The organism is Amycolatopsis thermophila, from assembly GCF_030814215.1.
Lineage (GTDB): Bacteria > Actinomycetota > Actinomycetes > Mycobacteriales > Pseudonocardiaceae > Amycolatopsis_E > Amycolatopsis_E thermophila.
Genome location: NZ_JAUSUT010000001.1, coordinates 1,372,985 through 1,395,783 on the forward strand (window position 1 = coordinate 1,372,985; position 22,799 = coordinate 1,395,783).

The following is a 22,799-nucleotide window of genomic DNA, read 5'->3' on the forward strand; positions in this document are numbered from 1 at the left end:
GTCCGGTCGGGTGAGCGAGGGGCGGCTAGGCTGTGCGCGTGCCGTTGTATGCCGCCTACGGGTCCAACATGGATCCGAATCAGATGATGGAACGGGCGCCGCATTCGCCCATGGCCGGCACCGGCTGGCTGGAGGGCTGGCGGCTGACCTTCGGGGGCGAGGACCTCGGGTGGGAAGGCGCGCTGGCGACCATCGTCGAGGACCCGGGCTCCCGGGTCTTCGTGGTGTTGTACGACGTGACGCCCCTGGACGAGGGACTGCTGGACCGCTGGGAGGGCGGCGAGCTCGGGCTGCACAACAAGATCCGGCTGCGGGTGCAGACCATGGACGGCTCGGTGCTGGCGTGGCTGTACGTCCTGGACGCCTACGAGGGCGGCCTGCCGTCCGCGCGGTACCTCGGCGTGCTGGCCGACTCCGCCGAAGCGGCCGGCGCGCCCACCGACTACGTGGACGACCTGCGCACCCGCCCCTGCCGCGGCATCACATCCTGACCCCGGCCGCCTGGGCGGACGCTCCGGCAGCCGACGCCGGTGCACCAGCTTCCCCGGCCGCCGTACCAGCCCCCGAGCCGGGACGCGCACCATTCCCGTAGCCCCCGGCCCAGGCGACGAGCCGGCTCCCGCGCGCACTCGGCACGACCCCGCAAGGCGCGCCCGCTGGGCCCGCCCACCCGCGCTCGCCGGACGACGCGCCCTCAGCGCCCAAGGCCTCACCTGCGCACCCGCCCGGCCCCGGCATCACAACCCGACCCCGGCCGCCTGGGCGGACGCTCCGGCGGCCGACGCCGGTGCACCCGCTTCCCCGAGCGCCCGACACACCCCGCGCAGGCACAACCGCTGACGCCCGCCCGCGCTCGGTGGACGACGCGCCCTAAGCGCCGAGGCCTGACCTGCGCACCCGCCCCTGCCGCGGCATCACATGCTGACCCGGCTGCCAGGGCAGCGGGCGAACTCCCCCGTCGAGGCGCCAAGCCCGCCTCACGCGCGCCCGGCAAAACGCAGGCCCCTGTCGACACCAGGCCGCCATATCACATCCTCACCCCCAGTTGTCCACAACCCCTGTGGACAACTCCCGCCCCTGTGGACAAGCGAAGGCCGGCGATCGTCGGGACGACGATCGCCGGCCTTGTTCCCGCTGCTCAGGCCAGGGCGGCCAGTGCGGTGTGGACCATCACGCGGACGCCGACGTGCAGGGCCCGCTCGTCGAGTTCGAAGGTGGGCCGGTGCAGGTCGCGCTGGTCGCCGTCGCCGGACCAGACGCCCAGCCGGCAGAAGGCGCCCGGCACGTGCTCGAGGTACCAGGCGAAGTCCTCGCCGCCCGACGACTGCTCGGTACCGGTCATCGCGTGGTCGCCGAGAGCGGCTTCGATCCCGGCCTGCAGCAGCGACGTGCTCTCCTGATCACCGACGACCGGCGGCACCCCGCGGCGGTAGTCCAGCTCGAAACCGACGCCGGTGGGCGCGAGCAGCGACTCCACGGCCGTCTGGACCATCGGCTCCAGCGCCTTCCACACCTCGTGCTCGGCGGTCCGCAGCGTCCCCCGCAGCACGCCCTCCTCGGGCACCGCGTTGGCGGCCTGCCCGGCGTGCACCGCGCCCCACACGAGCACGGTGCCCGACCGCGGGTCGACGCGCCGGGACAGCAGGGACGGCAGCGACGTGATGACCACGCCGAGCGCGTGCACCAGGTCGGCGGTCAGGTGCGGGCGGGACGTGTGACCGCCGGGCGAGGTCAGCCGCAGCTCGATCAGGTCGGCGGCGGAGGTCAGGGCGCCGACGCGGGTGCCGATGCGGCCCACCTCGACGCGCGGGTCGCAGTGCAGGCCGAAGATCCGGTCGACGCCGTCGAGCCCGCCCGCGGTGATCACGTCGAGCGCGCCGCCGGGCATGACCTCCTCGGCGGGCTGGAAGATCAGCCGCACGCGGCCGGGCAGCTCGGGCGCCGAGGCCAGGGCCTTGGCGACACCCAGCAGGATCGCGGTGTGCGCGTCGTGGCCGCAGGCGTGCGCCGCGCCGTCGACGGTCGACGAGTAGGGCAGGCCGGTCGCCTCGGTGAGCGGCAGGGCGTCGATGTCGGCACGCAGCGCGACGCACCGGTCACCGCTGCCGACGTCGCAGATCACGCCGGTGCCGCCGGGCAGGACCTCGGGATCGAGACCGGCCGAGCGCAGGATGCCGGTGATCAGCTCGGTGGTCGCGAACTCGTGCCGCGCCAGCTCGGGGTGGGCGTGCAGGTGGCGCCGCCAGGCGACCAGGTCGGCGCCACCGCGCTCGAGCCACTCGTCCAGCCAGAAGGGGCCCCGGCCCGCACCCAGATCGGTCACGGGAGCCATGCTGACGCCGTCCGCCGTGATCAGCGCGTCCGGCTCCTCGATCGAGGTAGGGCGACCACCCTGATCACCGGGAACCTCCGGACGGGAGTCCAGCACGGTCACGCCGCACCTCCATGCACAGTGAGAACTACGTAACCCATTTGCCGCAATCCTGCACCATGCAAGCAGCAATGTTCGAACCAGATCTCACGCTGGGCGACGGCCGGTAGTGGATCTGCGGCGAGCGGCACTACGGAATACGGCGTAACCGAATACTCCGCGGGCGGCTCAGCTGGACGCCTTGCGCCGCTTCTTCCGCACGCTCCGTCCCCACAGGACGATCAGCGCGAGCAGCGCGGCGAGCACCCCGACGACGATCTTGTTCTTCGTCTTCTCCTGGTTGGCCTTGCTGGTCTGCTCGGGGTCGATGCGGGGCCCCGGATCGGTGGTCTGCTGCGTCACCACGTCCGCGGCCGTCACGTGCACGGACACCGGGGCTGCCAGCGCGGGCGCGGCCGGCGCGGCGAGCGCCACCATCGTCGCCAGCACCAGACCCGTCAGCACGGCACGCACCTTGACCATGCAGCCCAGTGTGCCGGTTCGGTTACGCATCAACAAGGAGACTCACGCGGAGAAGGCGTCCAAGATCTTCTGCGCGGCGAGGGTCGCGGTGAGCCGTCCCTCCCGGACGTCCTCCTCGACCTCCGGCACCAGCGCCCGCACGCCGGGGTGCTCGGCCAGCCGCGCCTGCAGCTGCTCGCGCACCATCGCCCACGTCCAGTCGACCTGCTGCTGCTTGCGCTTGCGGTCCAGTTCGCCCGATTCGGACAGCGCTTCCCGGTGGCGCTCGATCTGCTGCCACACCGTGTCCAGGCCGATGTCGTTGAGCCCGCTGCAGGTCAGCACCGGCGGCGTCCACGCGGCGTCCGGCCCGTAGATCATCCGCAGCGCGCCGGCCAGCTCCCGCGCCGCGCGCTTGGCGTCGCGTTCGTGCTCGCCGTCGGCCTTGTTCACCGCGATCACGTCGGCGAGCTCCAGCACGCCCTTCTTGATGCCCTGCAGCTGGTCGCCGGTGCGGGCGAGGGTGAGGAACAGGAAGCAGTCGACCATGTTCGCGACCGTCACCTCGGACTGACCGACGCCGACGGTCTCGACCAGCACGACGTCGTACCCGGCGGCCTCCATCAGCACGATCGTCTCGCGGGTCGCGCGGGCGACGCCCCCGAGCGTGCCGGACGTCGGCGAGGGCCGGATGAACGCGGCCGGGTCGTTGGCCAGCCGCGCCATGCGGGTCTTGTCGCCGAGGATGCTGCCGCCGGTCCGCGTCGACGACGGGTCCACGGCCAGCACCGCGACCCGGTGACCGGCCTCGGTCAGGTCGGTGCCGAGCTGGTCGATGAAGGTCGACTTGCCGACACCGGGTACGCCGGTGATCCCGACCCGCCGCGCGCCACCGGCGTGCGGCAGCAGCTCGACCAGCAGTTCCTGGGCCTGCTGCCGGTGGTCCGGCCGCTGGGACTCGACCAGCGTGATCGCCCGGGACAGCGTGCCGCGGTCGCCCGCGAGCACGCCCTTGGCGTAGGCACCGACGTCGATCTTGCGCGGCAAGGGCTCAGGACTCCCGCTGCTCGAGCTGGTCGAGCAGGCCCAGCGCGGCGTCCGCGATGACCGTGCCCGGCCCGAAGATCGCCGACGCCCCCGCGGCGCGCAGCTCGTCGTAGTCCTGCGGCGGGATGACGCCACCGCACACGATCATGATGTCCTCGCGGCCGAGCCGGGCCAGCTCCTCGCGCAGCGCGGGCACCAGCGACAGGTGGCCGGCGGCCAGCGACGACACCCCGACGACGTGCACGTCCGCCTCGATCGCCTGGCGGGCGACCTCGGCCGGGGTGGAGAACAGCGGGCCCACGTCGACGTCGAAACCGAGGTCGGCGAACGCGGTCGCGATCACCTTCTGACCGCGGTCGTGCCCGTCCTGGCCCATCTTGGCGACGAGGATGCGCGGACGGCGCCCCTCGGCCTCGGCGAACGCCTCGACCCGCGCGCGTGCCTTCTCCACGTTCCCGGATTTCCCGACCTCGTCGCGGTACACGCCGGAGATCGTACGAATCTGCCCGGAGTGGCGGCCCCACACCTTCTCCAGCGCGTCGGAGATCTCCCCGACCGTCGCCTTGGCGCGGGCCGCGTCGACGGCCAGTGCGAGCAGGTTGCCCTCGCCCTCCGCCGCGCTGGTGAGCCGCCGCAGCGCGTCCTGCGTGGCGTCCTCGTCGCGCTCCTCGCGCAGCCGCCTGAGCTTCTCCAGCTGCTGGGCGCGGACACCGGCGTTGTCGACCTTGAGCACGTCGATCTGCTGGTCGTCGACCACCTGGTACTTGTTGACGCCGATCACCGGCTGGCGGCCGGAGTCGATGCGCGCCTGGGTCCGGGCGGCGGCCTCCTCGATGCGCAGCTTCGGGATGCCGGCGTCGATCGCGCGGGCCATGCCGCCCGCCGACTCGACCTCGTTGATGTGGCCCCACGCCTTGCGCGCGAGGTCGTAGGTCAGCCGCTCGACGAACGCGCTGCCGCCCCACGGGTCGATCACGCGGGTGGTGCCGGACTCCTGCTGCAGCAGCAGCTGGGTGTTGCGGGCGATGCGCGCGGAGAAGTCGCTCGGCAGGGCCAGCGCCTCGTCGAGCGCGTTGGTGTGCAGCGACTGCGTGTGCCCCTGCGTCGCGGCCATCGCCTCGACGCAGGTGCGGATCACGTTGTTGAACACGTCCTGCGCGGTCAGCGACCAGCCGCTGGTCTGGCTGTGCGTGCGCAGCGACAGGGACTTCTCCGACTTCGGCTCGAACTGCTTCACGAGCTTGGCCCACAGCAGCCGGGCCGCCCGCAGCTTGGCGACCTCCATGAAGAAGTTCATGCCGATCGCCCAGAAGAACGACAGCCGCGGTGCGAACTTGTCGATCTCCAGGCCCGCGTCCAGCCCGGCGCGGATGTACTCGACGCCGTCGGCCAGCGTGTAGGCCAGCTCCAGGTCGGCCGTCGCACCGGCCTCCTGCATGTGGTAACCGGAGATGGAGATCGAGTTGAACCGCGGCATCCGCTGCGAGGTGTAGGCGAAGATGTCGGAGATGATCCGCATCGACGGCTGCGGCGGGTAGATGTAGGTGTTGCGGACCATGAACTCCTTGAGGATGTCGTTCTGGATGGTCCCGGCCAGCTGCTCGGGCGCCACGCCCTGCTCCTCGGCCGCCACGATGTAGAGCGCCATGACGGGCAGCACGGCGCCGTTCATGGTCATCGACACGCTCATCTTGTCCAGCGGGATGCCGTCGAAGAGCTGGCGCATGTCGTAGATCGAGTCGATCGCCACGCCCGCCATGCCGACGTCACCGGCCACGCGCGGGTGGTCGGAGTCGTAGCCGCGGTGGGTGGCCAGGTCGAAGGCCACCGACAGCCCCTTCTGCCCGGCCGCGAGGTTGCGGCGGTAGAAGGCGTTGGACTCCGACGCGGTGGAGAACCCGGCGTACTGGCGGATCGTCCACGGCTGGTTCACGTACATCGTCGGGTACGGGCCGCGCAGGAACGGCGCGATGCCCGGGTACGTGCGCAGGAAGTCGAGGTCGGTGGTGTCCTCGGCGGTGTAGAGCGGCTTGATGCCGATGCCCTCGGGGGTTTCCCAGGTCAGGGCGTCGGCGCCCTTGCCGGTGCTCGAGTGCAGCGCCTCGGCCCAGTCGGCCTGGCTGCCCGGGTCCGGGATGCCGAGCTCGACGTCGGAGAAGTCCGGGATGGCCATCACTTCACTCCCAGCGTGTCGAGGGTGCTGGTCAGGGCCGCGAGCGCGTCGCAGCCGGCGTGCACGTAGGCGTCGACGTCCGGGTACCCCGGTTTGCCGGCCAGGATCACCCGCACCGCTCCGGCTTCCTTCAGGGCCTTCGCGGTTTCCGCCGCGCGTTCGGCGTAGAGCTTGTCGGTGCCGCACAGGCAGGCGACCTTCGCGCCGCTCTCGCGGAACGCCGCCACGACGTCGTCGACCGCACCGGGGTTGACCGGCTCGATGCCGCCGGCCTGGAACAGGTTCGACGCGAACGTGGCGCGCGCGGTGTGCGCGGCGACCGGGCCGAGCGTGGCGAGGAAGACCTTCGGCCGCTCCCCGGTTTCGGCGAGGTGGGCGTCGGAGCGGTCCCGCAGGGCCTCGTAGTCCTGCGCGTACCGCACGCGGGGCAGCCCGCCTTCGTCCACAACGGACGGGGCCGGGGTGCGCTCGACCGGTTTCTCGTGCAGGTCCGGGAACTCGCTGACGCCGGTGAGCGGGTCCTTGCGGGTGGCCAGGCGCTTCTTCCGCGCCTGCCACGTCTGGTCGAGCTTGGCGGCCAGCGCGCCCGAGTCCAGCACGGCCTCGATGCCGCCCTGGCGCTCGATCTCGGTGAACTCGCGCCAGGCCGCGTTGGCCAGCGCGTCGGTGAGGTTCTCGACGTACCAGGAGCCGCCCGCGGGGTCGATCACGCCGGACAGCTTGGACTCCTCGAGCAGGATCGACTGCGTGTTGCGGGCGATCCGGCGGGAGAACGCGTCGGGCAGGCCGATCGCGAAGTCGAACGGCAGGACGGTCACCGCGTCCGCGCCCCCGATCCCGGCCGCGAAGCACGCGACCGTGGTGCGCAGCATGTTCACCCAGGGGTCGCGGCGCGTGAACATGACGGGCGAGGTGACGGCGTGCTGCCGCATGCCGCGCCCGGGGGTCGCGCCGGACACCTCGCACACCCGCGCCCACAGCCGCCGCGCGGCGCGCAGCTTGGCGATGGTGAGGAACTGGTCGGCCGTCGCGGCGAAGCGGAACTCCAGCTGGCCGGCGGCGTCGTCGACGCTGAGCCCGGCCTCGGTGAGGGCCCGCAGGTAGGCGACCCCGGCGGCGATGGCGGCGCCGAGCTCCTGGGAGTCCGACCCGCCCGCCTCGTGGTAGGGCAGCGCGTTGACGACGAGCGTGCGCAGATCCGGGTGCTTCCCCGCCAGGCGGGCGGCCAGCGCGGCGGCGGGCGCGATGTCGTGCGGACGGCCGGTGCGGGCACGCAGCGCGATCGGGTCCGCGCCGATCGTGCCGGTGACCTCGCTGTCCGGGATGTTCTTCTCGGCGAGCAGCCCCAGCAGCGCGTCGGCGGCCGCCTCGTAGTCCGCGCCGGGGTCGAGCACGATCGGCGCGAGGTCCAGGTAGACCTCGTTGAGCGCGTCGGCCAGGCGGTCCAGTGGCAGAGCGTCACCGCCGACGCGCAGCCACACGGACGAGGCGCCGTTCTCCAGGTCCGCGAGGATGGCCTTGTTGGTCTCGGCCGGGTCCGCGCTGCCGTGCAGGACGCGCACGTCCCAGCCGGTGCCGACCGCACCCTCGGCCCGCGCGCCCCGCACGTACGGGGGCAGGCCCGGGAATCCGGCCGGGGGGGCCGCGTCATCCGCGGTGTAGAGCGGCTGGATCTCGATGCCGTCGTAGGTCTTGCTGCTCAGGAGGCTCTCCGGGGCGCCGTCGAAGCCTTCGGGCAGCACTCCGCTCTTGGTCAGCACCCCTGCGACGAGGCGTTGCCAGTCCTCCCGCCGCGGCGTCCCGAACTCGGCGGCGAGGGCCAGCTCGTCCGGCGAATCCGGGGTGGGCGCCGTTGTCCCAGCCTGAGTCATAGGTCCGATGGTAGGGCGCGGGCAAGGGGCACGATTGTGACTCTGCTCGCGGCCCGGCAGCGCCCGCGGTCACCGAGCGCGCATCCGCAACAATGGTCGGGTGGCGAGCGAGGAGACCAGGGTGGTGGCCGGGAGGTACCGGTTGCGCTCCGTGCTGGGTTCCGGCTCGATGGGCACGGTCTGGTCGGCCTACGACGAGTTCCTGCACCGCCCGGTCGCGGTCAAGGAGATCCTGCTGCCGCCCGGGGTGACCGCCGGGCAGGCCGACGAGCTCCGGGAGCGGACGCTGCGCGAGGCCCGCGCGATCGCCGTGCTGTCTCACCCGAACGTGATCACCCTGCACGACGTCGCACGTCAGGACGGCGAGCCGTTCGTCGTGATGGAGCTGCTGCCCTCGCACAGCCTGGCCGAGCTGATCCGCGAGCACGGCCCGCTGTCGGTCGAACAGGCCGCTGCGGTGGGCGACGCGGTCGCGGCGGCGCTCGGGGCCGCGCACAACGCGGGCATCACGCACCGTGACGTGAAGCCCGGCAACGTCCTGGTCGCGGAGGACGGGCGGATCAAGCTCACCGACTTCGGCATCGCGCGCAACGTGTCCGACGCGTCGATGACCCGCACCGGGATGACCCTGGGTTCGCCGGCGTACATCGCCCCCGAGGTGGCTTCCGGCAAGACGGTCACCCCGGCTGCGGACCTGTGGGGGCTGGGCGCCACGTTGTTCTGCGCGGTCGAGGGGCATCCGCCCTACGACGCGGACGGCGACCCGCTGGAGACGATCGGGAAGGTCGTCAAGGGTGAGGTGCCGCGGCCGTCGCCCGGGCCGCTCGCGCCGCTGATCAGCGCGCTGATGGCGAAGGAGCCGCGGGACCGGATGCCGCTGCGGCAGGTGCGTCGCGAGCTGTACCCGATCCTGGCGAAGGCACCGCGCGTGCTGTTCGGACCGGAGATGTTCGCCGCGGCGAGCGGCACGCGCGAGGAGGCCACCGACACGCGGGAGATCTCGGCCCGGCCGGCGCCGCACGAGGACGTGGCGGAGGCGAGCGGCGAGCTGGCGCCCGATCCGGGTCCGCTGCCGTTCGCGGCCGAGTCCAGCGCCGAGCTGGCGGCCGACCCCGGTCCCCTGCCGTTCGGGCCCGTGCGGCCGGGCGGTACGCCGTCGTCCGCCCCCGGCCCGCTCCCGTCCGCCGTGGTCCGGACCGCCGGGTCGGGCACGGTGGCCGCCGGTCCGGTCGCGCCGGACGCGCCCGCGTCCGGGCGGAGCACGGCGGCGACGGTGACGCTGGTCGTGGTGTCGATCGTGGTGTTCCTGGCCGCCGCGTTCGGGGGGTTCGTCGCGGCGCGGGTGATCGGTGGGCAGCCGGTGGCGCCGCCGTCGCGGGAGGAGACGACCGCGCCGTCGGTACCGCAGCCCACGGTGTTCGAGCGCCGCACGGGTGAGGCGTCGAGCGTGAAGGGCGCCCAGGACGGCACGTTCACGGTCGACGTGCCGGCCGACTGGACGCGGTTCACCAGCTCCCAGGCCGGCGACGGCCTGCCGTTGTCGACGCTGGTGCAGTTCGTGTCGGCGGACGGCTCGCAGATGCTCGCGGTGAACCACTTCCCGAAGTACTTCCCCGGCAACGACCTCGACGACTACGTGAAGGCGCTGGAGAACAGCCGTTCCGGCGGCGAGTTCCGCATGGTCAGCCAGGCGAAGCTGGCCGCGGAGGACGGCCTGGCGCTGATGTACCGGACGATCGACAGGGCGCCGTCGGGCTCGGTGAGCCGCACGACGTACGCCAAGGTCGTCCGCCGGGACTCGAGTCTGTGGGTGGTCAGCGTGACGGTGCCGACGGAACAGGAAGAAACGGCGAAGACCGCGCTCTACGACCGCATCCTGCCGACCTTCACGGCCACCGGCTAGGGTCCCCGCCCCCGGCCGGGGCGCCTGGAAAGATGGCGCCATGACCGAAAAAGACGTGGCCGCGGCTGCGGCGGCCACCATCGCCGAGCGCACCGGGTTCGCCAAACACGACATCGCCGTGGTGCTCGGTTCGGGCTGGCGTCCGGCGGCGGACGTGATCGGCGAGCCGGAGGCGGAGATCCCGCTCGGCGAGCTGCCCGGATTCGAGACCCCGACCGCGGTGGGGCACGGCGGTACGGTCCGCTCGGTGGACGTGGACGGCAAGCGCGCGCTGGTGCTGCTCGGCCGCACCCACCTGTACGAGGGCAAGGGCGTGAGCCGCGTCGTGCACAACGTGCGCACCGCCGCCGCGGCGGGCGTGAAGTCCGTCCTGCTCACCAACGCCGCCGGTGGGCTGCGCGAGGACTACCAGGTCGGCCAGCCCGTGCTCATCTGCGACCACCTCAACATGACGGCGACGTCGCCGATCACCGGCGCGAACTTCGTCGACCTCGTCGACCTGTACTCGCACCGCCTGCGCGACCTCGCTCGCGAGATCGACCCGAGCCTGTCCGAGGGCGTGTACGCCGGCCTGCCCGGCCCGCACTTCGAGACGCCCGCCGAGATCCGCATGCTGCGCACGCTCGGCGCGGACCTGGTCGGCATGTCCACCGTGCTGGAGGCCATCGCCGCGCGCGCCGCCGGCGTCGAGGTCTTCGGCCTGTCCCTGGTCACCAACCTGGCCGCCGGGATGACCGGCGAACCGCTGAGCCACCAGGAGGTCCTGGAGGCGGGCCGCGCGTCGGCCGAGAAGATGGGCACCCTGCTGCGCGAGCTCGTGGCGCGCGCATGACCGAGGCCCGCCTGACGCCCGAGCTGCGGGACCGCGCGATCCGCTGGATAGCCGACGACGTCGACCCGGCCGCGCGCCAGGAGTTGCAGGCCCTGCTCGCCGCCGCGATGAACGGCGCCCCGGACGCGGTGACCGATCTCGCCGACCGGATGGCGGGTCCGCTCGAGTTCGGCACGGCCGGGCTGCGCGGCCCGGTCCGCGCCGGGCCCAACGGCATGAACACGGCGGTCGTCGTGCGCACGACGGCCGGGGTCGCGAGCTGGCTGGCCGCGCACGGCAAGGCCTGCGGGACGGTGGTCGTGGGGCGGGACGCCCGGCACGGCTCGGAGGACTTCGCCGCCGCCGCGGCCGAGGTTCTGCACGCGACCGGGTTCGACGTGCGGGTCCTGCCCCGGCCGTTGCCGACACCGGTGCTGGCCTTCGCGACCAAGCACCTCGGCGCGGTGGCCGGCATCCAGATCACCGCGTCGCACAACCCGCCCGCCGACAACGGGTACAAGCTCTACGACGACAGCGCGATCCAGATCGTGCCGCCCGCCGACGCCGAGATCGAGGCCGCGATCGCCGCGGCCCCGGGTGCGTTCAGCGTGATGCGCACGCCCGGCGCGACGGTGCTCGGCGAGGACGTCCTCGACGAGTACCTGTACCGGGTGTCGCAGGTGCCGCGGTCGAGCGCGCGCGGCCTGCGGGTGGCCGCGACGGCGCTGCACGGGGTGGGTGCCGAGGTGCTGCGGGACGCGCTGGCGCGGGCCGGGTTCCACGATGTCCACCTGGTGGCCGAACAGTCCGATCCCGATCCCGACTTCCCGACGGTGTCGTTCCCCAACCCGGAGGAGCCCGGCGCCACGGACCTGCTGCTGGCGCTGGCCGCGGAGGTGGGCGCCGACCTCGCCGTCGCGCTGGACCCGGACGCCGACCGCTGCGCCATCGGGGTGCCCGGACCGGCCGGCGCGTGGCGGATGCTGCGCGGGGACGAGACCGGGGTGTTGCTGGGTGACTACGTGCTGTCGACGACCACCAACCCGAACCCGCTCGTGGCCACGACGATCGTGTCCGCGTCGATGCTCGGTGGCATCGCGCGGGCGCACGGCGCCCGGTACGCCGAGACGCTGACCGGGTTCAAGTGGCTGACCCGGGCCGGTGAAGGGCTGGTGTTCGCGTACGAAGAGGCCCTGGGCCTGTGTGTGAACCCGGATTTCGTGCGGGACAAGGACGGTGTCGCCGCGGCGGCGCTCGCGTGTGACCTGGCGGCGAAGCTGAAGGCCGAGGGCCGGTCGCTGCTGGACGAGCTGGACCGGCTCGCGGTGGCGCACGGGGTGCACGTGACCGATCAGGTTTCGTTGCGGGTGACGGACCTGTCGGTGCGGGGCCGCGTGATGGCGCGCCTGCGTGAGTCGCGGCCGGCCGATCTGGCCGGTGTCGCGGTGAGCACCGAGGACCTGCTGCCGGAGACCGATGCTCTGCGGATCTCCGGTGGCGGTGTGCGGGTGGTGATCCGGCCGTCGGGGACCGAACCGAAGTTGAAGTGCTACCTGCAGGTGGTGCGCGAGGTTCCGGACGCCGGCTCGCTCGGCGCGGTCCGCGCGGAGGCGACGGCGACGATGGCGGCGTTGCGCCGGGATGTGGAGGCTCTGCTGGCCTGACCGGGTCCGCCCGGTCCGCTGGCCGTCGGGCCGTCGGTCCGGGAAAAAGCTCGAGGCCCCGGGAGAACCGTGAAGGTTCTCGACCGGGGCCTCGAGTATCAAATTGTGTTCGGCGGTGTCCTACTCTCCCACACCCGCGAGGGTGCAGTACCATCGGCGCTGGCAGGCTTAGCTTCCGGGTTCGGAATGGGACCGGGCGTTTCCCTACCGCCATGACCACCGAAACTCTCCGAAACAACACCAGAGTGTTCCAGACTGGTGTGGTGTCTCAGAGTTGCAGAGCGGATGCGTAGCAGCTTTGTGGGCAAGTCCTCGGCCTATTAGTACCAGTCCACTCAAAAACACATTACTGTGCGTCCATGTCTGGCCTATCAACCCAATCGTCTCTTGGGGGCCTTAACCCACAAAGGGGTGGGAGACCTCATCTAGGAACAGGCTTCCCGCTTAGATGCCTTCAGCGGTTATCCCTTCCGAACGTAGCTAACCAGCCATGCCACTGGCGTGACAACTGGCATACCAGAGGTTCGTCCGTCCCGGTCCTCTCGTACTAGGGACAGCCTTCCTCAAGTCTCCTACGCGCGCGGCGGATAGGGACCGAACTGTCTCACGACGTTCTAAACCCAGCTCGCGTGCCGCTTTAATGGGCGAACAGCCCAACCCTTGGGACCTACTCCGGCCCCAGGATGCGACGAGCCGACATCGAGGTGCCAAACCATGCCGTCGATATGGACTCTTGGGCAAGATCAGCCTGTTATCCCCGGGGTACCTTTTATCCGTTGAGCGACATCCCTTCCACCAGGAGATGCCGGATCACTAGTCCCTGCTTTCGCACCTGCTCGACCCGTCAGTCTCACAGTCAAGCTCCCTTGTGCACTTACACTCAACACCTGATTGCCAACCAGGCTGAGGGAACCTTTGGGCGCCTCCGTTACCTTTTAGGAGGCAACCGCCCCAGTTAAACTACCCACCAGGCACTGTCCCTGAACCCGATCAGGGCCCTAGGTTAGATTCCCAATCCGACCAGAGTGGTATTTCAACAACGACTCCACCCGAACTAGCGTCCAAGCTTCACAGTCTCCCACCTATCCTACACAAGCCGAACCGAAAACCAATACCAAGCTATAGTAAAGGTCCCGGGGTCTTTCCGTCCTGCCGCGCGTAACGAGCATCTTTACTCGTAGTGCAATTTCACCGGGCCTGTGGTTGAGACAGCCGGAAAGTCGTTACGCCATTCGTGCAGGTCGGAACTTACCCGACAAGGAATTTCGCTACCTTAGGATGGTTATAGTTACCACCGCCGTTTACTGGCGCTTAAATTCTCAGCTTCGCCCCCCGAAGAGAGCTAACCGGTCCTCTTAACGTTCCAGCACCGGGCAGGCGTCAGTCCATATACATCGTCTTACGACTTCGCATGGACCTGTGTTTTTAGTAAACAGTCGCTTTCCGCTGGTCTCTGCGGCCAACTCACCCTAGCCCGCACGGGGCTTCAAGTGCTTTGGCCCCCCTTCTCCCGAAGTTACGGGGGCATTTTGCCGAGTTCCTTAACCACAGTTCACCCGACCGCCTTAGTATTCTCTACCTGACCACCTGTGTCGGTTTGGGGTACGGGCCGCACATGTTCTCGCTAGAGGCTTTTCTCGGCAGCAGAGGATCACCCTACTTCGCCTCAACGGCTACGCATCACGTCTCAGACTCTATGAGCAGCGGATTTACCTACCACTCGTCCTACACGCTTACACCAGTACAACCACTCACTGGCGGAGCTACCTTCCTGCGTCACCCCATCGCTTGACTACTACACACTCAGGCCCCACGCTCACCACCATTGGCCCGAAGGCCGCCGGCAGCTCGGGTGGTTAGTATCATGCGCCTCGTCATGGGCGAACATACGCGGGTACGGGAATATCAACCCGTTGTCCATCGACTACGCCTGTCGGCCTCGCCTTAGGTCCCGACTTACCCTGGGCAGATTAACTTGACCCAGGAACCCTTGGTCATCCGGCGGCAGAGTTTCCCACTCTGCATTCGCTACTCATGCCTGCATTCTCACTCCCACACCCTCCACGACTCGCTTCCGCGGCCGCTTCTCTGGATGCAGGACGCTCCCCTACCCAACAACACCACTGCACACAACACTCAAAGCATTGCGCGGATGTATATGTGTCATTGACACGGCTTCGGCGGTGTACTTCAGCCCCGCTACATTATCGGCGCAGGACCACTTGACCAGTGAGCTATTACGCACTCTTTCAAGGATGGCTGCTTCTAAGCCAACCTCCTGGTTGTCTCGGCGACCCCACATCCTTTCCCACTAAGCACACACTTAGGGGCCTTAGCCGGTGTTCTGGGCTGTTTCCCTCTCGACGACGAAGCTTATCCCCCGCCGTCTCACTGCCGCACTCTCACGTGATGGTATTCGGAGTTTGGTTGACTTCGGTAACCCGGTAAGGCCCCTAGGCCATCCAGTAGCTCTACCCCCACCACGAAACATGCGACGCTGCACCTAAATGCATTTCGGGGAGAACCAGCTATCACGGAGTTTGATTGGCCTTTCACCCCTACCCACAACTCATCCCCCAGGTTTTCAACCCTGGTGGGTTCGGCCCTCCACGAGGTCTTACCCTCGCTTCAGCCTGGCCATGGGTAGATCACTCCGCTTCGGGTCTAGACCACGCGACTCACACGCCCTATTCAGACTCGCTTTCGCTACGGCTACCCCACACGGGTTAACCTCGCCACGCAGCACTAACTCGCAGGCTCATTCTTCAAAAGGCACGCCATCACAAAACCAAAGCTTCGCTCTGACGGCTTGTAGGCACACGGTTTCAGGTACTCTTTCACTCCCCTCCCGGGGTACTTTTCATCTTTCCCTCACGGTACTCGTCCGCTATCGGTCACCAGGAAGTATTTAGGCTTACCGAGTGGTCCCGGCAGATTCACAGCAAATTCCACGAGCTCGCTGCTACTCGGGAACACCACCACACAACACCAACACAGCTTTCGCGTACGGGACTCTCACCCACTCCGGTCCACCATCCCAGGCGGTTCCACTAACTGCGCGGCATCATGCCAGGAGTGTCAGCTCCTGGAAGGCAGGTCCCACAACCCCGCACACACAACCCCTGACAGGTATCACATGCGCACGGTTTAGCCTCCTCCGCTTTCGCTCGCCACTACTCACGGAATCACTAGTGTTTTCTCTTCCTACGGGTACTGAGATGTTTCACTTCCCCGCGTTCCCTCCACGCACCCTATATATTCAGATGCGGGTAACACCTCATAACAGGTGCTGGGTTTCCCCATTCGGACACCCTCGGATCACAGCTCGGTTGACAGCTCCCCGAGGCTTATCGCAGCCTCCCACGTCCTTCATCGGCTCCTGATGCCAAGACATCCACCATGTGCCCTTAACAACTTGACCACAAAGATGCTCGCATCCACTCTGCAATTCTCAAACACCACACCCAGAAACAACACACGTGTTGCCTCAGGACCCAACAGCGTATCAACAAGCACCCACCACCCACACCGTGGACCCTCGTTCCACACCAACCGAAGCCGGCAGTACTAAACGAACCCTTGGTACAAGCGATGAGCATCAGCCAGCCGTCCACAATTCCTCGAGCAACCAGACAACACCACACACGGGCGTTCAGCCTGGCCACTCCACGTCCCACCACAGTGAGCGTGGATGTGTTGTGCTCCTTAGAAAGGAGGTGATCCAGCCGCACCTTCCGGTACGGCTACCTTGTTACGACTTCGTCCCAATCGCCAGTCCCACCTTCGACCACTCCCTCCCCGCAAGCGGGGTTGGGCCATGGGCTTCGGGTGTTACCGACTTTCATGACGTGACGGGCGGTGTGTACAAGGCCCGGGAACGTATTCACCGCAGCGTTGCTGATCTGCGATTACTAGCGACTCCGACTTCACGCAGTCGAGTTGCAGACTGCGATCCGAACTGAGACCGGCTTTAAGGGATTCGCTCCACCTCACGGTATCGCAGCCCTCTGTACCAGCCATTGTAGCATGTGTGAAGCCCTGGACATAAGGGGCATGATGACTTGACGTCATCCCCACCTTCCTCCGAGTTGACCCCGGCAGTCTCCCGCGAGTCCCCGCCATTACGCGCTGGCAACACAGGACAAGGGTTGCGCTCGTTGCGGGACTTAACCCAACATCTCACGACACGAGCTGACGACAGCCATGCACCACCTGCACACCGGCCACAAGGGGGCCGACATCTCTGCCGGTTTCCAGTGCATGTCAAGCCCAGGTAAGGTTCTTCGCGTTGCATCGAATTAATCCACATGCTCCGCCGCTTGTGCGGGCCCCCGTCAATTCCTTTGAGTTTTAGCCTTGCGGCCGTACTCCCCAGGCGGGGCGCTTAATGCGTTAGCTACGGCACGGACAACGTGGAAGTCACCCACACCTAGCGCCCAACGTTTACAGCGTGGACTACCAGGGTATCTAATCCTGTTCGCTCCCCACGCTTTCGCTCCTCAGCGTCAGTACCGGCCCAGAGACCCGCCTTCGCCACCGGTGTTCCTCCTGATATCTGCGCATTTCACCGCTACACCAGGAATTCCAGTCTCCCCTACCGAACTCAAGCCTGCCCGTATCCACTGCAGGTCCGGAGTTAAGCCCCGGATTTTCACAGCAGACGCGACAAGCCGCCTACGAGCTCTTTACGCCCAATAATTCCGGACAACGCTTGCACCCTACGTATTACCGCGGCTGCTGGCACGTAGTTAGCCGGTGCTTCTTCTCCAGGTACCGTCACTTACGCTTCGTCCCTGGCGAAAGAGGTTTACAACCCGAAGGCCGTCATCCCTCACGCGGCGTCGCTGCATCAGGCTTCCGCCCATTGTGCAATATTCCCCACTGCTGCCTCCCGTAGGAGTCTGGGCCGTGTCTCAGTCCCAGTGTGGCCGGACACCCTCTCAGGCCGGCTACCCGTCGTCGCCTTGGTAGGCCATCACCCCACCAACAAGCTGATAGGCCGCGGGCCCATCCCGTACCGCCGAAACTTTCCACCCCTGCGGATGCCCACAAAGGTCATATTCGGTATTAGACCCCGTTTCCAGGGCTTATCCCAAAGTACAGGGCAGGTTACCCACGTGTTACTCACCCGTTCGCCACTCATCCCCGGCCGAAACCGGTTCAGCGTTCGACTTGCATGTGTTAAGCACGCCGCCAGCGTTCGTCCTGAGCCAGGATCAAACTCTCCAACAATGTCAGAAAATCAAACCCGGCTATGATTCATAGCCTCAAAGGAACCCACAAAGGGTTCTAGCTAATCAAACTGGCTTTAGCTCATCAATACACTGTTGAGTTCTCAAACAACACGTTTTGTTGTGTCACCCGACGACCCCGACCAGCGGCACAGAGTCTCGCGACTCCAATTCGCAGCGGTTTCGTCTGGCGGCGGTCACCCACTCTACCACCCGAGGTGGGAGCTTGGTTCGTGACCCCCCGCCCGGTTTCCCGTTCCCTTGGGGCTTTTCCTCCCCGCCGGCCCGGTCTCCCTGGCGACGAAGAGAAGATTACATGCCCGGAAAAGGGCCCCGAACAGGGGGGTCCCTAAACGGTAAAACCGCTGATCAACTGGCTTGTCAGGGGCAGCAGGCCGCCCTCGGCGTGGAACTCCGCCGTCCCACCCTCGCCCGGCGCGAGTGCGACCGCAACTCCGACCGGGGCGCCTTGGGACGGGCCGCGGTGGCCTTCGTCGGGTGGACCTGCGCAGCAGCGGCAGGAACGCGTTGGTCACCCGGACCACGCGGAAGACGCTCGGCTCGTAGATCTGCCGGACCACCTCGGACGGACGGCGTCCCCGGTCGGGGGCCAATGCCCGCGTTCAGGGTGTCGAGCCTGCCGTGCCGCGACGGGAGCGGCTGCGCCGGAGGCCATATCCACGGACTACTACACGCGCCGCAGGTCGGCCGGTTCGAGGTCGGGTGCGCGGGGCTGCTGAAGGTGCCCGGCAGCCAGGACCTGGACGCCGTCGTACCCGCGAACGGATGAACCGCGGAACTCGCCGGGCCCGGGCGGCGACCTGGATGGCGGACCGCATCCGACAGGAGGAAACCATGGAGACACCGGGCAACTGCAACTGCGGGAACTGCTGCGACTGCGGCGGCGAGTACGGCCGCAACTAGCACCACCCGGGCACCCCCGGCGCGTCCGTCGCCGGGGGTGTTCCGCGTCCGGGCCCGGCGCCGGAGCGGTGAGGCATGCTGGGCCCATGCCGACCTTGCTGATCGTGCACCACACGCCGTCGCCGAACGTGCAGGCCATGTTCGAAGCCGTTGTCGACGGCGCGACGACCGACGAGATCGAAGGGGTGACCGTCGTGCGGCGGGCGGCTCTCGCGGCCACCGCCACCGATGTGCTCGAGGCGGACGGCTACCTCCTCGGGACCACCGCCAACCTCGGTTACATGGCGGGCGCCCTCAAGCACTTCTTCGACCAGGTCTACTACCCGTGTCTGGACTCCACGCGGGGTCGGCCGTTCGGGTGTTACGTGCACGGTGGCAGTGACGTCTCCGGGACCATCCGCGGCATCGAGTCGATCACCACGGGCCTCGGCTGGGAGAAGGCGGCGGAGTTCGTCACCGTGACCGGTGAACCGTCGAAGGACGACCTCGAGAAGTGCTGGGAGCTGGGCGCGACGGTCGCCGCCGGACTGATGGAATAACGACGTTACGTAACGCTGTTACGATCAGCGCAAGTCCTTCGAGAGAGGAAGCTCGCGATGATCGTCCTGTCCGGTCCCACCCAGTTGTTCACCGTGATCGCGCTGGTCTCGCTGCCCACGGTCATGTTCGGCGGCTACTCGCTGCTCGGCCTGCTCCGCAAGCGCAAGCTCACCGAGGAACAACGGGCCTTCTTCCGCGCCGGGCACGCCCACGCCGGCGTGCTGCTCGTGCTGGCCCTGGTCACATTGCAACTCGTCGCCGCCGGGGGCCTCGGCACCGCGGGCCGGTGGGCGGTGTCCGTCCTGCTGCTGGTCGGGATCCTCGCGCAGTCCGGCGGGCTGTTCCTGAACCTGCTGCCGGGCCGCAAGTCGCTCGCGCACGGCGTCACGGTGAGCGGCGCGGTGCTGCTCGCCGGGGCGATGATCACCACCGCGGTGGGCGTGGCGGTGGCCTGAGCGCGCGGCGCCCAGGCCACCCCGGTCACTTGCCGACGTTGCGGGCCAGCGCCGCGGGATAGCGCTCCCCCGCCACGGCGTCCACGGGAACCGCCGACCCGATGCGCGCGATGTCCTCGCCGGACAGGTCGAGCGTGGCCGCGGCGACGTTCTCCTCCAGGTAGGCGCGGCGCTTGGTGCCCGGGATCGGCACCACGTCCGCGCCCTGGTGCTGCACCCACGCCAGCGCCAGCTGCCCGGCCGTCACGCCCTTCTCCGCGGCGAGCTCGCGCAGAGCCTCCACGATGCGCAGGTTGCGGTCGATGTTGCCCTCGGCGAAACGCGGCAGGTTCCGGCGCATGTCGTCGGCGGGCAACTCGTCCACCGTCGTGATGCGGCCGGTGAGGAAACCGCGGCCCAGCGGCGAGAACGGCACGATCCCGACGCCCAGCTCACGGCAGGTGGGCACGACCTCGTCCTCGATCCCCCGCGTCCACAGGCTCCACTCGCTCTGCAACGCGGTGACCGGGTGGACGGCGTGCGCCCGGCGGATCGTGTCCGCGGACGCCTCCGAGATGCCGAGGTAGCGGACCTTGCCCTCGGTGACCAGCTCGGACAGGGCGCCCCACGTCTCCTCGACCGGCACATCCGGATCGACGCGGTGCTGGTAGTAGAGGTCGATGTGGTCGACGCCCAGGCGCCGCAACGACTCCTCGGCCGACCGGCGCACGTAGGCCGCGTCGCCGCGCACCTTCTGCCCCTCGTCGTCGTGGAAGATGCCGAACTTGGTGGCGAGCACGACCTGGTCCCGCCTGCCCGCGATCGCGCGCCCGACCAGTTCCTCGTTCGCGCCGGCGCCGTAGACGTTCGCGGTGTCCAGCAGCGTCACGCCGAGTTCGAGGGCCCGGTGGATGGTCGCGATGGACTCGCTGTCGTCGTCGCGCACGCCGTAGGCCTGGCTCATGCCCATGCAGCCCAAGCCCTGCGCGCCGACCTCCAGCTCGCCGAGCCGCCTCGTGCCGATCACGCGGAGATCTCCTCCCGGACCACGCCGGCGGCGCCCGGGATGCGGGCGCAGATCCGGTCGTAGTTGTCGATCTTGTAGTTGAGGACGTCCAGGCAGGCCTGCAGCTCGGCGATGCGCTCGGCGACCGAGCGGCGCTGCTCGACCAGGATCGCCCGGCGACGGCCGGCACCGGCGTCACCGGCGGACCGCAGCTGCGCGTACTCCCGCATCATCTTGATGGGCATGCCGGTGGTGCGGAGCTTGGTGAGGAAGCCCAGCCACGCGAGGTCCTGGTCGGAGTAGGCCCGCCGTCCCGCGGCGTCCCGGGCGGGCGGATCGAGGAGTTTGATGCGCTCGTAGTAGCGGAGGGTGTCGATCGACAGCCCGCTGCGACGTGCGGCTTCCGCTATCGAGTAGCTCATGCCGCGACACTACGACCTGGAGTGCGCTCCAGGTCAAATCCGGGCGCCACGATCAATAACAGTGTTGCGATAGCCTGGGTGCATGCCACGACCGCGTACCCACGACGAAGCACTCCGGCTGCGCCTGCTCGACCGCGCCGGCGAGCTGCTGTCCACGGACGGGCCGGCGGCGCTCAGCCTGCGCAAACTCGCCGCGGACGTGGGGACGTCGACGACCGCGGTGTACTCGCTCTTCGGCGGCAAACCGGAACTGGTCAACGCCGTCTACCTGGAGGGGTTCCGGCGGTTCGGGGCGCGCCTGCGCGGGATCGAGCGGTCCGGCGACCCGGTGGAGGACTTCGTGCGGCTCGGGCTGGCCTACCGGGCGAGCGCGCTGGCCGACCCGCACCTGTACTCGATCATGTTCACCAAGGCGGTGCCCGGGTTCGAGCCCGGCACCGAGGCGTCCCGGGTCGCGCGGGACTCGCTCGCGCCGCTGGTGGAAACCGTGCGCGCGGCGATCGACGCGGGGGCGTTCCGGGCGGTCGCGCCCGAGGTGATCGCGGTCAGCGCGTGGGGCATCGTGCACGGTCTGGTGTCGCTCGAGCTGAACGGCAACCTGCCGCCGGACTTCGACGTGGCCACCTCCTACGAGGCGGCGCTGCGGGCGCACGCGGACGGGTGGCGCGCCTAGGGTTTCGCCCAGGTCAGCGAGTACCGGCGGAGCACGTGCCGGCGGTAGCGCACGCCGGGGAGGATCCGTCGTGCCGTGTCCTTGACCTGCGCGTAGCTCATCGCGGGGGCGGTCGCCGGCATGCCGTCCGGGCCGCCCGCGCGGCGTAGCGCCTTCGTGATCCGCACGACCGGCGTGGCCGCGGCCCACCACGCCCAGTCCGCCGCGCTCGCCTCGCGCGCCAGGCCGACCACGACCAGCGTGCCGCCCGGCCGCAGCAGCTCCCGCATGCGGACGAGGGCTGGTTCGAACGCCATGTGGTGGATCGTGGCGACCGAGCAGATGAAGTCGTAGCCCTCGGCGGGCAGATCCGTGCCGAGGAAGTCGCCCTCGACGAACTCCGGTCCGCCGGCCTGCTCGCGGGCGCGGGCGATCATCTCCGGCGAGCGGTCGATGCCGGTGACCCGCTTCGCCCGGGCCGCCAGCTTCCGCGCGAGCAGCCCGTCCCCGCAACCCACGTCCAACGCGTCGGAACAGCCCGCCGGCACGGCGCGCAGGATGTCCGGGTGCCGGGCGACGTTGGTGTTCCAGTACGGGTCAGCGGGCACCGTACTGGCGGTCGCCCGCGTCCCCGAGGCCGGGGACGATGAAGCCGGAGTCGTTGAGCCTCTCGTCGATGCTCGCGGTCACCACCCGCACCGGCAGGCCCGAGTCCTCCAGGTGCTTGATGCCCTCCGGCGCGGCGAGCGCGCAGATCGCGGTGACGTCGGTGGCGCCGCGGCCGGTCAGCAGCCGGATCGTGTACTCCATCGAGCCGCCGGTGGCGAGCATCGGGTCGAGGACGAACACCGGGCGGTCGGAGAGGTCGTCGGGCAGGGACTCCATGTACGGCGTCGGCCGGAGGGTCTCCTCGTCGCGCGCCAGGCCGACGAACCCCATCTGCGCCTCGGGGATGAGCTTGTGCGCCTGGTCGGCCATGCCCAGGCCGGCGCGCAGGACGGGCACCAGCAGCGGCGGGTTCGCCAGGCGGAAGGCGTCGGTGCGGGCGACCGGCGTGTGGATCCGCTCGGTGCGGACCGGGGCCTCGCGCGTGGCCTCGTAGATGAGCATGACGGTCAGCTCGTGCAGGGCCGCCCGGAAGGCCGCGCTGTCCGTGCGGGCGTCACGCATGGTCGACAGCCTGGCCTTGGCCAGCGGGTGATCGACGACAAGCACGTCCATGGAGCGTCACGGTAGCCGACCCGGGGCG

The 22,799-nt window shown here is 68.9% G+C and carries 17 protein-coding genes and 3 rRNA genes; 8 read left to right on the forward strand and 12 right to left on the reverse strand.

Annotation, left to right across the window (positions count from 1 at the left end):
• Positions 1 to 38 precede the first annotated feature (38 nt).
• Positions 39 to 491, forward strand: coding sequence for a gamma-glutamylcyclotransferase (locus FB470_RS06800; protein ID WP_306989631.1), 453 nt, complete (start codon positions 39 to 41; stop codon positions 489 to 491).
• Positions 492 to 1,138: 647 nt separating this feature from the next.
• On the opposite strand, the gene FB470_RS06805 is transcribed toward FB470_RS06800, so the two are convergent.
• The 5 genes from FB470_RS06805 to FB470_RS06825 all read right to left on the reverse strand — a co-directional run bounded on the left by FB470_RS06805 (position 1,139) and on the right by FB470_RS06825 (position 7,963).
• Positions 1,139 to 2,434 carry a M20 family metallopeptidase gene (locus FB470_RS06805; protein ID WP_306989633.1) on the reverse strand — a complete coding sequence of 432 codons (1,296 nt, stop codon included), beginning with the start codon at positions 2,432 to 2,434 and terminating at the stop codon, positions 1,139 to 1,141.
• 165 nt (positions 2,435 to 2,599) lie between these two features.
• The gene (locus FB470_RS06810) at positions 2,600 to 2,893 is read right to left on the reverse strand and encodes a hypothetical protein (RefSeq protein WP_306989635.1); all 294 of its coding nucleotides are present in this window, start codon (positions 2,891 to 2,893) and stop codon (positions 2,600 to 2,602) included.
• A 42-nt stretch (positions 2,894 to 2,935) separates the two neighbouring features.
• Complete coding sequence (gene meaB / locus FB470_RS06815; protein WP_306989636.1) at positions 2,936 to 3,919, reverse strand: methylmalonyl Co-A mutase-associated GTPase MeaB; 984 nt, start codon at positions 3,917 to 3,919, stop codon at positions 2,936 to 2,938.
• A 4-nt stretch (positions 3,920 to 3,923) separates the two neighbouring features.
• A complete protein-coding gene (gene scpA, locus FB470_RS06820) occupies positions 3,924 to 6,092 on the reverse strand; it encodes a methylmalonyl-CoA mutase (protein ID WP_306989638.1) in 2,169 nt (722 codons plus the stop codon).
• A complete protein-coding gene (locus FB470_RS06825) occupies positions 6,092 to 7,963 on the reverse strand; it encodes a methylmalonyl-CoA mutase family protein (RefSeq protein ID WP_306989640.1) in 1,872 nt (623 codons plus the stop codon). Before FB470_RS06825 ends, scpA begins: the two co-directional genes overlap by 1 nt.
• 121 nt (positions 7,964 to 8,084) lie before the next feature.
• Between FB470_RS06825 and FB470_RS06830 the strand changes: the two genes are divergently transcribed.
• Genes FB470_RS06830 through FB470_RS06840 form a run of 3 tightly spaced genes read left to right on the forward strand, consistent with a single transcriptional unit; the run spans position 8,085 to position 12,341 of the window.
• Complete coding sequence (locus FB470_RS06830; RefSeq protein WP_306999096.1) at positions 8,085 to 9,866, forward strand: serine/threonine-protein kinase; 1,782 nt, start codon at positions 8,085 to 8,087, stop codon at positions 9,864 to 9,866.
• 40 nt (positions 9,867 to 9,906) lie between these two features.
• The gene (locus FB470_RS06835; protein WP_306989642.1) at positions 9,907 to 10,698 is read left to right on the forward strand and encodes a purine-nucleoside phosphorylase; all 792 of its coding nucleotides are present in this window, start codon (positions 9,907 to 9,909) and stop codon (positions 10,696 to 10,698) included.
• Positions 10,695 to 12,341, forward strand: a complete 1,647-nt coding sequence (locus FB470_RS06840; RefSeq protein ID WP_306989644.1) for a phospho-sugar mutase — start codon at positions 10,695 to 10,697, stop codon at positions 12,339 to 12,341. The genes FB470_RS06835 and FB470_RS06840 overlap by 4 nt, the downstream gene beginning before the upstream one ends.
• A gap of 107 nt (positions 12,342 to 12,448) precedes the next feature.
• Here the strand turns inward: FB470_RS06840 and rrf are convergent.
• From rrf to FB470_RS06855, 3 genes are all read right to left on the reverse strand, one after another.
• A 5S ribosomal RNA gene (gene rrf, locus FB470_RS06845) occupies positions 12,449 to 12,565 on the reverse strand.
• Positions 12,566 to 12,641: 76 nt separating this feature from the next.
• Positions 12,642 to 15,762 (reverse strand): 23S ribosomal RNA (locus tag FB470_RS06850).
• 288 nt (positions 15,763 to 16,050) lie between these two features.
• Positions 16,051 to 17,573: ribosomal RNA gene (locus tag FB470_RS06855) — 16S ribosomal RNA — on the reverse strand.
• Together the 16S, 23S and 5S rRNA genes form the textbook arrangement of a ribosomal RNA operon.
• Positions 17,574 to 18,358: 785 nt before the next feature.
• Between FB470_RS06855 and FB470_RS06860 the strand changes: the two genes are divergently transcribed.
• The 3 genes from FB470_RS06860 (at position 18,359) to FB470_RS06870 (ending at position 19,491) form a co-directional block, all read left to right on the forward strand.
• Complete coding sequence (locus tag FB470_RS06860) at positions 18,359 to 18,496, forward strand: hypothetical protein (RefSeq protein ID WP_306989646.1); 138 nt, start codon at positions 18,359 to 18,361, stop codon at positions 18,494 to 18,496.
• A gap of 86 nt (positions 18,497 to 18,582) precedes the next feature.
• A complete protein-coding gene (locus FB470_RS06865) occupies positions 18,583 to 19,035 on the forward strand; it encodes a flavodoxin family protein (RefSeq protein ID WP_306989648.1) in 453 nt (150 codons plus the stop codon).
• A gap of 66 nt (positions 19,036 to 19,101) precedes the next feature.
• Positions 19,102 to 19,491, forward strand: coding sequence for a hypothetical protein (locus FB470_RS06870; protein WP_306999098.1), 390 nt, complete (start codon positions 19,102 to 19,104; stop codon positions 19,489 to 19,491).
• A gap of 25 nt (positions 19,492 to 19,516) precedes the next feature.
• Here the strand turns inward: FB470_RS06870 and FB470_RS06875 are convergent, their stop codons facing one another.
• Together FB470_RS06875 and FB470_RS06880 are read right to left on the reverse strand one after the other, a co-directional pair.
• Positions 19,517 to 20,497, reverse strand: a complete 981-nt coding sequence (locus tag FB470_RS06875) for an aldo/keto reductase (protein ID WP_306989649.1) — start codon at positions 20,495 to 20,497, stop codon at positions 19,517 to 19,519.
• Positions 20,494 to 20,898 carry a MerR family transcriptional regulator gene (locus FB470_RS06880; RefSeq protein WP_306989650.1) on the reverse strand — a complete coding sequence of 135 codons (405 nt, stop codon included), beginning with the start codon at positions 20,896 to 20,898 and terminating at the stop codon, positions 20,494 to 20,496. The genes FB470_RS06875 and FB470_RS06880 overlap by 4 nt, the downstream gene beginning before the upstream one ends.
• An 82-nt stretch (positions 20,899 to 20,980) precedes the next feature.
• Here FB470_RS06880 and FB470_RS06885 point away from each other — a divergent pair, with 82 nt between their 5' ends.
• Positions 20,981 to 21,571 (forward strand): TetR/AcrR family transcriptional regulator, encoded by a 591-nt coding sequence (locus FB470_RS06885; protein WP_306989652.1) that lies wholly within the window; start codon positions 20,981 to 20,983, stop codon positions 21,569 to 21,571.
• Here FB470_RS06885 and FB470_RS06890 read toward each other — a convergent pair.
• Together FB470_RS06890 and upp are read right to left on the reverse strand one after the other, a co-directional pair.
• Entirely contained in the window at positions 21,568 to 22,158 is a 591-nt protein-coding gene (locus FB470_RS06890; RefSeq protein WP_306989653.1) for a class I SAM-dependent methyltransferase, read from the reverse strand. The genes FB470_RS06885 and FB470_RS06890 overlap by 4 nt on opposite strands.
• Positions 22,148 to 22,771, reverse strand: coding sequence for a uracil phosphoribosyltransferase (upp, locus tag FB470_RS06895; protein ID WP_306989655.1), 624 nt, complete (start codon positions 22,769 to 22,771; stop codon positions 22,148 to 22,150). The genes FB470_RS06890 and upp overlap by 11 nt, the downstream gene beginning before the upstream one ends.
• Between the last annotated feature and the right edge of the window lie 28 nt (positions 22,772 to 22,799).